Annotated in this window: 12 protein-coding genes; 2 read left to right on the forward strand and 10 right to left on the reverse strand. The window is 40.5% G+C overall.

The annotated features are described in order from the left end of the window. The first annotated feature begins 122 nt into the window (after positions 1–122). Entirely contained in the window at positions 123–1,742 is a 1,620-nt protein-coding gene (locus AC1M9E_RS11605) for a glutamate synthase-related protein (RefSeq protein ID WP_481591528.1), read from the forward strand. A 58-nt stretch (positions 1,743–1,800) separates the two neighbouring features. On the opposite strand, the gene AC1M9E_RS11610 is transcribed toward AC1M9E_RS11605, so the two are convergent. From AC1M9E_RS11610 to AC1M9E_RS11620, 3 genes are read right to left on the reverse strand one after another with little or no spacing between them, the layout of a single operon-like run. Next, positions 1,801–3,000, reverse strand: coding sequence for an alanine racemase (locus tag AC1M9E_RS11610; RefSeq protein ID WP_481607830.1), 1,200 nt, complete (start codon positions 2,998–3,000; stop codon positions 1,801–1,803). Between the two features lie 3 nt (positions 3,001–3,003). Next, positions 3,004–4,293 carry a D-arabinono-1,4-lactone oxidase gene (locus AC1M9E_RS11615; RefSeq protein ID WP_481607829.1) on the reverse strand — a complete coding sequence of 430 codons (1,290 nt, stop codon included), beginning with the start codon at positions 4,291–4,293 and terminating at the stop codon, positions 3,004–3,006. Beyond that, on the reverse strand, positions 4,290–6,032 hold the full coding sequence (locus AC1M9E_RS11620) for a neutral/alkaline non-lysosomal ceramidase N-terminal domain-containing protein (RefSeq protein WP_481607828.1): 1,743 nt from the start codon (positions 6,030–6,032) through the stop codon (positions 4,290–4,292). Before AC1M9E_RS11620 ends, AC1M9E_RS11615 begins: the two co-directional genes overlap by 4 nt. A gap of 264 nt (positions 6,033–6,296) precedes the next feature. Between AC1M9E_RS11620 and AC1M9E_RS11625 the strand changes: the two genes are divergently transcribed. Further along, a complete protein-coding gene (locus AC1M9E_RS11625; protein ID WP_481587552.1) occupies positions 6,297–7,937 on the forward strand; it encodes an acyl-CoA synthetase in 1,641 nt (546 codons plus the stop codon). A 57-nt stretch (positions 7,938–7,994) separates the two neighbouring features. On the opposite strand, the gene yjgA is transcribed toward AC1M9E_RS11625, so the two are convergent. The 7 genes from yjgA to pcnB are packed head-to-tail and all read right to left on the reverse strand — an operon-like array spanning position 7,995 to position 13,322. Beyond that, positions 7,995–8,528 carry a ribosome biogenesis factor YjgA gene (yjgA, locus tag AC1M9E_RS11630; RefSeq protein WP_035265351.1) on the reverse strand — a complete coding sequence of 178 codons (534 nt, stop codon included), beginning with the start codon at positions 8,526–8,528 and terminating at the stop codon, positions 7,995–7,997. Positions 8,529–8,530: 2 nt separating this feature from the next. Beyond that, on the reverse strand, positions 8,531–8,800 hold the full coding sequence (locus AC1M9E_RS11635; protein ID WP_035265349.1) for an HPr family phosphocarrier protein: 270 nt from the start codon (positions 8,798–8,800) through the stop codon (positions 8,531–8,533). Next, positions 8,797–9,648, reverse strand: a complete 852-nt coding sequence (gene rapZ / locus AC1M9E_RS11640; protein ID WP_035265345.1) for an RNase adapter RapZ — start codon at positions 9,646–9,648, stop codon at positions 8,797–8,799. The genes AC1M9E_RS11635 and rapZ overlap by 4 nt, the downstream gene beginning before the upstream one ends. Positions 9,649–9,687: 39 nt before the next feature. Beyond that, positions 9,688–10,527 (reverse strand): pantoate--beta-alanine ligase, encoded by an 840-nt coding sequence (panC, locus tag AC1M9E_RS11645; RefSeq protein WP_179998617.1) that lies wholly within the window; start codon positions 10,525–10,527, stop codon positions 9,688–9,690. Positions 10,528–10,529: 2 nt separating this feature from the next. Beyond that, positions 10,530–11,339, reverse strand: coding sequence for a 3-methyl-2-oxobutanoate hydroxymethyltransferase (gene panB / locus AC1M9E_RS11650; protein ID WP_481597617.1), 810 nt, complete (start codon positions 11,337–11,339; stop codon positions 10,530–10,532). 40 nt (positions 11,340–11,379) lie between these two features. Further along, positions 11,380–11,868 carry a 2-amino-4-hydroxy-6-hydroxymethyldihydropteridine diphosphokinase gene (folK, locus tag AC1M9E_RS11655; protein ID WP_481591534.1) on the reverse strand — a complete coding sequence of 163 codons (489 nt, stop codon included), beginning with the start codon at positions 11,866–11,868 and terminating at the stop codon, positions 11,380–11,382. Further along, on the reverse strand, positions 11,865–13,322 hold the full coding sequence (gene pcnB / locus AC1M9E_RS11660) for a polynucleotide adenylyltransferase PcnB (protein ID WP_481588712.1): 1,458 nt from the start codon (positions 13,320–13,322) through the stop codon (positions 11,865–11,867). The genes folK and pcnB overlap by 4 nt, the downstream gene beginning before the upstream one ends. Between the last annotated feature and the right edge of the window lie 120 nt (positions 13,323–13,442).

The raw sequence follows: 13,442 nt of genomic DNA on the forward strand, positions 1-13,442 counted from the left end.
ATCTAATATTTAAACCAATATTATCCCAATTATAGAAAAATAATCTTTTATACTTTCTATTAGATGATCAACATACTTTTAAACAAATAAATATAACCCACTGAAATCATTAGGCAGGTCATATGAAATCTCACCCACTAATTGCTTGGTCTACACTCCAGCCGCTTAAACCCGCATATGCTTTAGCAGCCAATGTGGATCTTGTTGTTCTTCGTCTTGAAGATCATGATGAAGAAAAAGTCGTAGTCATGTATGGTCGTTGTCAGCATCGCGGAGCACTCATGTCCGATGCCCATATTCAAGGCGACAAAATTGTATGTGGCCTTCACGGCTCTCATTACATCTATAAAACTGGCATTAACCCGAGATATCTCAATAAAAATCTGCAAAAATTTAAAGCTTGGATTCATGATGATCATGTCTATGTTGACTTAGAAGAAATCGAAGCTTGGGAAAAAAGAAATCCACAGCAATTCAACCGTGATCGTTATCAAGGACTCTACGCAGATTCTCAGCCTGCTCCTGAAGAGCCACACAATAGATTCATCTTAGAATTAGCTCGAAATGGTCTAAAAAATTTCGGTCATCATGGTCCTACCGCAGCCATGGGTGTGCCTTTTGACAAACTTCCAAAATGGGAAGATATTCAACTGGTCACAGCTCAACTTTGGAAAGTTCCTCTACTGGATGATGCCCCCGTTGCAAGCGAAGTGATTATTGGACCAAATGCAAAAAAACCATTGAGACTCAATATTCCATTATTTGTTTCCGACATGAGTTTTGGAGCTTTATCGCAAGAAGCAAAAACTGCACTGGCAATGGGTGCGGAAATGGCAGGTACTGGCATCTGTTCTGGTGAAGGTGGAATGTTAGATGATGAACAAGCCTCGAATTCACGATATTTTTACGAGTTGGCCTCTGGTCGTTTTGGCTATGACATTGAAAAAGTAAAAAAGTGCCAAGCTTTTCACTTTAAAGGTGGACAGGCAGCAAAAACAGGAACAGGCGGACATCTACCCGGGCATAAAGTGGTCGGAAAAATTGCAGAAGTACGTGGTTTAGAAGAAGGACAATCTGCGATTTCTCCCGCAACCTTTCCGGATTGGACTGAACTTTCACAGTACAAGGAGTTTGCAAACTATATACGCGAGCAGACAGGTGGCATTCCGATTGGCTTTAAACTGTCTGCACAGCATATCGAAAAAGACATTGATGCTGCGATTGCGATAGGTGTGGACTACATTATTTTAGATGGTCGTGGTGGTGGTACAGGTGCAGCACCAACATTATTCCGTGACAATATTTCAGTGCCGACCATTCCTGCTTTAGCACGGGCACGTCGTCATTTAGATCGTTTAGGACGTCGTGACATTAGTTTGGTCATTACAGGTGGCTTACGTGTCCCTGCTGATTTTATTAAAGCCTTAGCGCTGGGTGCAGATGCCATTGCCGTGTCTAACTCTGCCATGCAGGCAATTGGTTGTTTGGGAATGCGCGCGTGTAATACAAATGAATGCTCTGTCGGTATTGCAACACAAAAAGATCATTTGCGTCGAAGACTCGAAATAGAAAAATCAGCACAGCAACTCGCCAACTTCTTCAATGCTTCAGTCGAGTTGATGCAAGTAATGGCGCGTGCTTGTGGGCATGACCATTTAAGTAAATTTAATTTGGATGACTTAACCACTTGGAAAAAAGAAATCAGTGAATTAACGGGCATCCATTACGGCGGCGTCCAATAAATTTCAAACCAATGCTAAAAAGGGATGATTAACTTCATCCCTTTTTTTCTTTTAATCACTACTCTCTAAAATTTTCCCAAGGTTCAAATCTACTCGTTTCCAAATCAGATGAATTCCACTCATTTTCTTTTCGATAAAGGTACGTGCGATTGAACTGCGGGATGACCACCTCACTCTGGCTCGGTCGAATAAATACATAGTCATCAGGATGGATATCAATTTTACGATCGACACAAATCATTTCCTGGTTGGTGCTTCGTCCATACAATAAATGAGGATGAGATTTTGCTGGATAAACATATTGACCCATCCAATAGCCACCGTAGATAAAAACCGCTTGATGCTTCTGAAAGAATTTTATTTTTTTAAATGAAGGTATCCCTGGCAATGAGACTTCGTCTAATACTTTCAGTACGGGACTCGCAATATATAAAGCGGGTTTAAGCAAAGAAAGATGTTCAGAATCAAAATCGCTGGGCTTTAGCAACATTGAGCCAAATGACAGATCATTACACACACTATGTTTCACGTGAAAACTAAAGGTTGGACTTCCTCCTCCGTTAAAACACAGCTGAGCATGATTTAAATCTGGGAATTGGTGTTTTAAGATGTGCTGATAATTTTGATAAATATGTTGAGACTCAGCATAAGCTGTTTCTGCACGCTTCACCATCTTAGGTAGTTTAGTAACATGCGCATCGTAGCCCATTAAACCACTCAAATTTAGCGTTTTTTGATGCTGCTGAATATAATTGAGCATTTGTATAAATTCAGCAGAATTTTGAACGCCTCCACGATGTAATCCCACATCAATTTCAAGATTGATATTGAAGCTAAATCCCAGTTGATCAGCCAAGGCATGATATTGTTGCAAACGAGCAAAGGAATCAATTAACCAATGTATCTTGCATTTGATTGGCGTGTGATGGTTTTGATAAAACCTTTCTACTGCACGAATTGGCATCGGCTTGCCAAAGAGTAAATCAGCTTGATCAAAATGATTGAACATCAATTGTAAGTGATCAATATGGAACACCATAAAGTGTCGGGTGTCTAAATCGAAACTTAGCTTTTTTAACAAAGGCAAACAAGCCAAAGATTTAACGACTAACCGCGGTTTTAAGTGCTTTGCCGAAGCTAGCTGCTGTTTTACATAAGCAATATTAAAGTTTAATGCATCGTCATCGATCAAGAGCATAGGTTGACCTAAACCATGTGCCCGCAAATCATCATTCATTTGATTAAAAAAACTATTCATCTCTCATCCTTGTTGCCCAAGTAATAGTTTTTCAAGATAGGGATTGAGAAACTTTCGATGGGGATCGAGCGCTTCTCTGATTTGCATAAATTCATTCCATTTCGGATAAAGAGCTCGCATCTCTTGGTGAGACAGTTGATGCATCTTAGCCCAGTGTGGACGGCCTCGATATTTTTGAAAAATCGGCTCAATAAGATCAAATACTTTTTGAGGTGACTGCTTATAATATTGATGGATTGAAATCGAAATACTGTCTTGCTGATAGAAAGGACTTAGCCAAATATCGTCCCCTTTGACCACGCGGAATTCGATAGGGAAAAAAGAATTTATTTGATATTTTCTAAACGTTGCAATCACTTCTTTGATGCATTGAATACCATTCTCAATTGGAATTTGATATTCCATTTCATTGAATTTGGTATTCCGAGGTGTTGCAAAAATATCACCCGACCAATCAATGAATTCTGTTGGCTTCACAAAAACACCGACTAATTTTTGAAGATATTTCGTCAAAAAAGGGGCTTTTTTAGAAATTTCACAACACCATGTTAAAAGTTGATCCTCAGATGGCCAAGAAGTTTCTCTTGGCTTCACCTCACCCTCTGTAACATCAAGTGTTTTAAAAATTAACTGATCTGTAAAAGGGAAAATAAAATACTCCAAATGCCGATGTTGGTGCATCAATTGGAGAAATTGATCAAGGCTTTCTTCTACAGGGGCTAAATGAATTTTCTCTTCCAATTTATATCTAGGGCGGTTTTGCATGGTTATTTTCGTTAATATCCCGAGTGATCCCAACGATACTCTCCCTGCCTGAAAAATTTCAGTGTTCTCCGTCTTGGAGCATTGGATTAACTCCCCGTTTGCCTGTAATAGCTCAAAATCTTCTACATAGCCTGAAATAGAATATAGCGCTGCACCTGTCCCGTGTGTTCCTGTAGACACAGCACCAGCTAAACTTTGTTGATCAATATCACCCTGATTCATAAGCGACTGTTCATAAGGAGCAAGATGCTGTCCTAAATTGAATAGTCGAGTACCTGCCCATAACGTCGCTTGGCATTTAGCCTGATCAGCATTTAAGACACTTGAAAATCGGTCTAAAGAAATAATAGACGCATCCGTTTTTACCAAAGGAGTAAATGAATGCCCTGCACCAACCACACGAACTTTAGGATGTTGAATCACAATATCCTGTAATTCATGTAATTGATCTGGATATAAGATATGTTGCGGGTTTGAGTGGCAATATCCCGACCAGTTAGACCAATAATGATGTGTCAGATTACTCATGTTGCCAACTCCTTTTGTGCAACGGCGGTTTGAACATTTCCCCGATTGGTTCTTTTCTCTAATTCTTTTTGAGGTACTGCTTTAGGTACGCAATTTGATAATTGACGTTGTTCAGGTGGCAAACAAATCTGTTTAGCCAAATGTTTAAAATAGGTTTGAAAAGCTGCCAAAGTCCATTGACCAAATAAAGTGTGTCCACCTTCATAGGCTTGTTCTTGATATTCTTCGAATGTCGTGACATAGCCCATATAGTCATTACAATAAGATGCAAACCAAATTTTTGCGTTAGGAAATGTCGGTAATACACTTTTCTGAATGGTATTTAATACGCGCTTACCTGAAGTTGTTGTAAACTCTCCGGGAGCACATACCAAAAAAAGTTGACCGATTCGAATGAGCTGAATTGGCACAATATGTGGCACTAAATCGCTCTCTTGAATTGCGCCAGCGTGAACTTGAGCATTCATTTCAGCAATGAGTGGATCTAAAACACCAGGAAGTGAACCTAATTTTTTTCCTAATATCCGATGCTGACCCGATTCAAAAATAATATTTTTGGGTCCTTGAGCATGATAAAGCTTCTGATAATAAGCACTTTCCGCTGGATCTTTTGAATTCAATTTACTTCGTTTGAATTGTTTTGAAAGTAAATTCATAGCCATGATCAATGGCTTTGCAGCACCCACACCATCGACTGGTGTGCCCGCAATAAATGCTGTCCCATGACAAGCTTGGCTTGTTATCGCATTGCTATATCCACCTGAAAACTCTGGATCAGCCACAGTATTTGCCATATCAACATACTCGAGTACTGCATCCAAATCTTGATATTGGATGTTTTGATTCTGTTGCTCAAGTAAAGCGGCTAAAGCATACTCACTCTGTATACGACCATTGTTTCTCGCATAGATGTATTCTGCTTCTCCTTTTATCTTTTTTCTGATCTTAGTCTGATTCTTTCCATGGAAGTGTGGTGACACATCGCCTGCTGTTGCTTGCGCAAATATACAAACTGGTCCATCCACCCCAGCAGCACTTAAGGTCTCTTCCGAAAGTGTTGCGGCATAGCCTTTATTATCACCATCATGAGCGTCTAATTGATTGCCCAAACATGTCGCATGCACACCAAACAGTGACAACAGAGAATGAAGCTTTTCCCCACGATAAAAGCCAAGGACTTGCATTTGTCGATTGATTGCTTTGTAAGTTTCAGATTCACCGACGAATGCAGTATCGAGATTTCGATTATACGCTTTTATCGAGCGATTCCATGCCACAGGGACTTGCTCAGGAATGTCAATTGTCGCTAATCGAATCTCTGTAAAATCGCGATTGAATAATGCCTGTTGAATACTGGATTGCACAGCATCCACAACTGCATCAAGGTGCTCAGGCACAAATCCTGGTGTCGGCATATTATAAAGAGCTTCATAACCACAACCGCCTGGACCTGAATGGGTATGCGTTGCCATTAGAACCAAACGATGCGGATCGAAACAATCCCTCAACGTTTCATTCAAGCGTTGGATTACATTGATTCGAATTGCTGAAGTAATACAGCCAAAATCTAGACAACATAATATCAATGGGGCATCTTGATCTTTTTGAATGGTCACTGTTCTCGCATACAGCGCAGTTCTTTTTTTATAGGCACGGTGATGCCACATCCCATAGCCAAACATGGCATAGCCTTTGGGTTCGATGTTAATTTCATCTTTCCCCCACCCAACAATATACATATGCAAAATCCTTTTGCTTTTATTATTCGATTTTGAAACTTAAAATCTGTTTAAAATTTACCCTATTTCTCGATCAATTACATTATTCAGCACAAATAAATATCACCAACTTCACGAATAAATCGCAATAAAATGAAGTTAAAAAATATGAAATTTCGCCTAATTGACAAAATGTCACGTTTGCTCGACTAAAGGATAAATGTATTCCGTTTATTTTTTGCTTATCTTTTACTCAGGATTATAAAAATGAAGATGGATACTAAAATGAATTTAAGTCCGTATGACGAACTACCTAGAACGCCAGCAAATTTTGTTGCCCTTTCTCCACTCAGATATTTAGAGCGTGCGGCCTATATCTACCCTCAGCAAGATGCAATTATTCATGGTACACGCCGGATTAGCTGGAAAGAAAAGTACAAACGTTGCCGGCAATTTGCCGATCAGCTGCAAAAGCTTGGTATTCAAAAAAATGATACTGTGTCGGTATTACTTCCAAATATTCCAGCCATGATCGAAGCGCATTTTGCAGTGCCTATGGCAGGCGCTGTACTCAATACATTAAATACGCGCCTAGATGCAAAAACACTCGCATTTATGCTTGAACATGCTGAATCAAAAGTACTTTTAGTTGACCCTGAATTCTCAGAATTAGCACAGGAAGCTTTAGCACAAGTTCCTCAGGACATTTATGTTATCGATGTTGCAGATACTGAATATGAATTCAATGATCAAGCGCCCCGTATTGGAAAAATTGAGTATGAATCTTGGCTTTCACAAGGTAATCCTGAGTTTGAGTGGCAATTACCACAGGATGAATGGGATGCCATCAGCTTAAACTACACCTCAGGCACAACTGGGAATCCAAAAGGTGTGGTCTATCATCATCGTGGGGCTTATATTAATGCAGCGAGTAATATCATTGCTTGTGGTATGACACCCCGTGCCACCTATTTATGGACTTTGCCTCTGTTCCATTGTAATGGATGGTGTTTCGCTTGGACCATGGCCGCCAACGGTGGCACAAATGTTTGTCTTCGAAAAGTTGATCCAGCACAGATCTATCAATTGATCGCGGATCATCAAGTCGATTACTTCTGCGGTGCACCAATTGTATTGTCCATGTTGATCAACACACCAAAAGAGCAACAACGCGAAATTAATCATCGAGTCGAAGTGATGGTTGCTGGTGCAGCGCCACCAGCTGCCATTATTGAAGGTATGCGAAATCTAGGAATCAATGTTACCCACGTTTATGGTCTCACTGAAACCTATGGACCATCAGCGCTATGTGCTTCGCAAGCAGGCTGGAGTGATTTAAGCATCCAAGAACAAGCTCAACTACATTCACGCCAAGGTGTACCTTATCCACTTCAAGATGGGATGAAAGTATTGGATCCTGAAACGATGCTGCCTGTACCGAACGATGGTCAGACCATGGGGGAAATTATGTTCCGTGGCAACATTGTCATGAAAGGTTACTTGAAGAACCCTGAAGCCACCGCTGAAGCATTTGCTGGTGGATGGTTCCATACTGGCGATCTTGCCGTATGCCAGCCTGATGGTTATGCCAAAATTACAGATCGCTCGAAAGATGTGATTATTTCTGGTGGTGAAAATATTTCTTCACTTGAAGTGGAAGAAGTACTTTATCAACACCCTGCCGTGCTGACAGCTGCAGTTGTTGCAAAACCTGATCCACGTTGGCAAGAAGTTCCATGCGCATTTATTGAATTGAAGCAAGGGCAACAAGCTACACCTGAAGAAATCATTGAATACTGCAAACAACATCTTGCTCGATTCAAGGTACCCAAAGACGTAGTGATTACTGAAATTCCTAAAACCTCAACAGGCAAACTGCAAAAGTTTGTGTTGCGAGATTGGGCAAAAGATCGTGCTGCACTCTAAATATTAAGCATCTAAGAAATAAAAAAGGTCTGAAACATCAGACCTTTTTTTTTACCATTAACGATCAGAGATAAGTGCAACTTGCTGAACGTAATTCAGCAAATTTAACTTAGATTGTGCAACAGCATCCTCACCTAAGTTTTTTTGAATATCACGTTCAATACGAAGTAAATGCTGACGTATTGCATGATGCTCTGCAGCATTGTAAGTCTTCATAAATTCTTTAATAACAGGCTCACCTTGTGCAATCATACGATCGACCCAGCGGTGCAATTGTGCTGTCTTTTTCGCCCCTTGTTGAGGTGTCAAATAAGATAAGATCATGCTCTCGTCTTCATTGCGTAATAATTTACCAATACGCAAAAATTGACGACGACGAGCCTCACCTGATGTTATCAATTGAACATCCAATAAAGCTTCAATTAAGCGCTCTTCCACAGGAAGGCTTTCAATCTTTTTTTTGGGTAACTCAGCAAGTTGAGCCCCTAAAGCAGCCATACGTTGTACAGCTTTCTTTTGTTCAGTTTTACTTGCACGTCCTTCTAAAGACTCAAAATCATCTTCAGTAAAACGTTGCGATCGACGTGCCACGATTATTCAGCCTCGTAAAATTTTGCTGCGAATAATGCTTGAACTTCAGACAAAGCTTTCTCTTCATCTGCCCCTTCAATCACTAGTCTTAATGTAGTTCCTTTGCCTGCACCGAGCATGAGCAAAGACATAATATTTTTGGCATCGACTAATTTATCGCCCTTACCAATTTTAATCGAACTTCGAAATTTGGTAGTGACCTCAATGAGCTTGCCTGACGCACGCGCATGTAATCCTAATTTGTTAATTACGTCAACAGTTGTGTCAATCATGACCAGTGCTTCATTTCTCTATGCAAGACCTGAATAGACCATTGTGCCTCAAGCGCCTTTTTGAGTCTATCCACAATAAATACAGAGCGGTGCTGACCACCTGTACATCCAATCGAAACCGTAATGTAATGGCGATGCCCTTCTGCAAAGGCAGGCAACCACTTCTCTAAAAATTGCTTTAAATCCTCAAACATCATATTCACTTGGTCAAATGATGTCAGGAATTTTTCAATGGGCTCATCTAAACCCGAATATTTTCTAAGCTCTAAATCCCAATGTGGATTGGGTAAATGCCGCACATCAAAAATAAAATCAGCATCCAACGGAATACCATGCTTATATCCAAAAGACTGTAAAATAACAATTAAGTTATCTACCTGCCCTAAGCGGGATAATAATGTATCTTTAAGATCATGGACACTTTTATCTGATGTATCAATCTGTACAGTTGCTCTTAATTGAATCGGCAACAGTAATTGTTTCTCTTCCTGAATGCACTCATTCAGACTTTTAAAACGATTCGCCAGTGGATGAGGTCGACGCGAAGCACTAAAACGAGCAATTAACTCTTGATCTTTGGTGGTGAGATAAATCACCTCGACCTCACCATGTTTTTCCAGTTGCTGATAAACTTGCTCAAATTCTTGCAAATCAGCGCGTGTACTCCGAACATCAACCCCTAAAGCCAATTGTTCTAAATTATTTTCTTGATCTAACTTTCCAACGATCTCAGGAAGTAATGCTAGCGGCAAATTATCGATACAGTAATAACCTAAATCTTCGAGAACCTGCAATGCAGATGACTTCCCTGAACCGGATTGTCCTGTAACAATAAGAATTCGCTTCATGCACCACACCTGACGATCATCATCGAGTTTAATCCTGTTTTAATGACTGATTTGTAAATTGTCGATCAAGCGTGTCGAACCAATTTTCGCAGCAACAAATAACACAATATCTTGGTCAAATTGCTCTACTGCCTGCAACATTGGATTACGTGCTTCAACATAATCCACGACAAAGCCAGCATCACTTAAAGTTGATTTTATCTCAGCAAGAACCTCTGTAAGCGCTTGACCTTGTTTTAAATTTGTTTCAGCAGTTTTTAAAGATTGATAAATGACTGGTGCAATTTGACGATGTTCAGCCGAAAGATAACCATTACGTGAACTTAATGCCAAACCATCTTCAGCACGTGCAATTGGCACACCAATAATTTCAATCGGCATGTTCAAGTCACGTACCATTGTCTTAATCACAGCCAACTGCTGGTAGTCTTTTTGACCAAAAAATGCAAAATGCGGTTGTACGATATTAAATAACTTCGTTACCACTACCGCAACACCATCAAAGTGCCCCGGACGTTGAGCACCACATAAATCATTGGTAATTTGACCGACACTAATGTTTGTTAAGCGAGGTTGACTGCCATACATTTGCTCAACTGAAGGTGCAAAAATAATGTCACAACCCTCTTCAGCCAACAACTGACTGTCTTGATCAAGTGTGCGTGGGTAACTGTCATAATCTTCATTTGGGCCAAATTGAATCGGATTCACAAAAATACTGACCACAACCACATCACATAATTTACGTGCTTCACGTACTAAATTTAAGTGACCTTGATGTAGATTCCCCATGGTCGGGACAAAACCAATAGTCTTTCGTGCTTGACGAGCAGCATGAAGGGATGCGGTTAAACCATGGATTGTTGTTTCAGTTTTCATGATTAAAGCTCAACTTGGAACGTATGTTCTTTAGCAGGGAAAGATTGATCTAGTACAGCAACATGATACGATTTGATTGCATCAAGAATGGACGTTTCACCAGACTGTTCTTTCATAAAATTACGTACAAAACGTGCAACACGACCGAAGTTTAATCCCAGCATATCTTGAACAACCAGAACTTGACCATCGGTTTGTGCTCCAGCACCAATACCAATCACAGGTACATGCGGAAATAGTTCTGTAATTTCTTGACCCAATTGTGCAGGTACACACTCTAGCAATAACACTGCAGCCCCAGCCTCAACAACGGCTTTACAATCAGCAATCAGCTGATCCGCAGCTTCACGCGTTTTGGCTTGTAATTTATAGCCACCAAATACATGAACGGATTGCGGCGTTAGTCCAAGATGGACACACACTGGAATACCATTGCGAGTCAATACTTCTACCGTTTCAGCAAGCCAAGCACCACCTTCAAGCTTGACCATTTGTGCGCCAGCCTGCATCACTTTTTTCGAGTTTACTAGTGCATCATTAAGTGTGGCATAACTCATAAAAGGCAGATCAGTTAAGATGAAAGCATGGTTATTTCCACGACGTACAACTGAGGTGTGATAGACCATATCTTCCACATTCACAGGCAACGTTGAATCATGGCCTTGAATAGTCATCCCAAGCGAATCACCAATTAAAATGGTATCTATTTCAGCAATTTCCATTGCCTTCGCCATACTGGCGTCATAACAAGTCAGACATGAAAATTTTCGACCTTGCTGTTTGAATTGTCTTAAATCGCTCAGACTGATCATAAGATGCCCTCTAACACAGTTCCTTAGAACATTTTAAAGTTTAAATATTGATCCAAGATGAATCTGCTAAAACATCCAATTGGCTGTGTTTTGCAATATTCGTTTCTCGAATTTTCTGTCCATGAATTTCTAATTCGACATCCAGATCTAATAACGGCAGTATGACAAAATCTCGCTCAAATATCCCGATATGCGGAACAGTTAAGCGATCATTTTGAATCGTTTGATCACCATATAACAATAGATCTAAATCGAGTGTGCGTTCACCCCAACGACGTAAACGCACCCGCCCTGCTTCATTTTCTATTTTTTGTAATTCATCCAATAATTCAAGCGCCGTTAGACTCGTATCTAAACGAACGACCGCATTGTGGTAATGTGGTTGGTCTTGAGGACCCATAGGTGGACTATGATAAAGCCTTGATGCTTTCACCATACCCAGCATTGCCAGTTTCGTATAGGCTTCTGCCATCAACTGCTGAGAATCACCTAAATTACTTCCCAGTCCAATATATGTTCGTACTGTCATTGGATAGGACCAAACACCACTGTATTTAAATCGCGTTTGACACGTTTACGCTTCAAAATAGGATGATCAGCTGCAATACCATTATCCAAAGCGATACTCGCATTTTGCTCTGTTCTTCGCTCATTCGCTGAAGCGGCCTTACGACTGCGGCGGCTACGTGACTCCGTTTCTTTAACTAGCGGTTCAATCTGCTGAGGCTTTGTTTCCGCAACATCTTCGGTCACGGCAACTTTACGTCGTGATTTAGTCCGTTGACGATTGTACTGCGCAATCACACGCTCTTTTTCGTCCAAAGACATCAACTGATAAGCATCCCACCATTGACCCATGCCATTGGTCGTCTGATCTCCAGACTTTTCACGCAGCAACATAAAGTCAAAACCTGCTCTAAAACGAGCATGACCTGAGAGTGCTTCAATTTGCTGAGGTTTTGGGTTCAACAAACGAGTTTGCATTTCCCAAACTTCACGAATAAATGTTTCTGCAAAACGCGGGATAATCGTGCGTGTCGCTTGGCGCTTCAGCACATCTAAGCCAGCTTGAGCACGTGCTTCAGCTGCCACAACACCTTTGTGCATATAAAAATCACAACGCTCAAGGAATGGTTTCCACAACAATACCGCATAGAAAAATGCAGGGTTGATCGTTTTACCAATTTGAATTCGCTGATCTGTATTTTTCGCTGCACGTTCAATAAATGCATCAATATGAGGAGGAATATCTGCAAATAATTGCTTCCAGATTCCAAACTCAATCAACATCGGGAGCACACGATTCAAATGCCCCATTGTGAATAACTTTTGAGATTCATCATATAAACGATGTGGTGATACATCACGTAAAAGCAAGGTTGCTTCAGGTGTAAATACGTCTAAAATTGCAGGATCAATTTTAAAGTTAAGTTTCGCAGCAAATCTCAGTGTTCGTAACATACGAACTGGATCTTCTTCAAAGCGTAACTTTGGATCACCCAATAAACGCAATGTTTTTGTTTTTATATCATCAATAGCGTTACAGAAATCAAGAACGATACCCTTACGCGGTTGGTAATACATCGCATTGATTGAGAAATCTCGACGAGCAAAATCTTCCTCAATTGAGCCCCAATTATTATCTCTTAGAATCATCCCTGCAGCAGAAGTCACTGCTTTTTTAGGAGGAGCTCGGAAAGTGGCCACTTCAATTAATTCACGACCAGAATAGACATGAGCCAACTCAAAACGACGACCAATAATTCGGCAACGACGACCAAATACTTCTTTGATTTGTGAAGGTGTCGCATTGGTTACAGCATCGAAATCTTTAGGCGCAAGTCCAAGCATCAAATCACGGACACCACCACCGACGATATAAGCTTCATAGCCGGCTTTAGTTAAAGAATCAATAACATCTAAAATGGAAGAAGGTAATTGTGCAGTGGATAAACCGCACTTTGACGCGTGCAAAGTTTGCAAAAGACGCTGTCTCCTACGTCAGAACGTAAAATCATAATTGTGCTAATCATAGCTCTAACACAATCAAAGGGCAATTTTATTCTCCAGGATTCACTGTCAAAATTGATTAAATTTCAACAC

The sequence above is a fragment of the Acinetobacter sp. 24-47-47 genome (assembly GCF_057737035.1).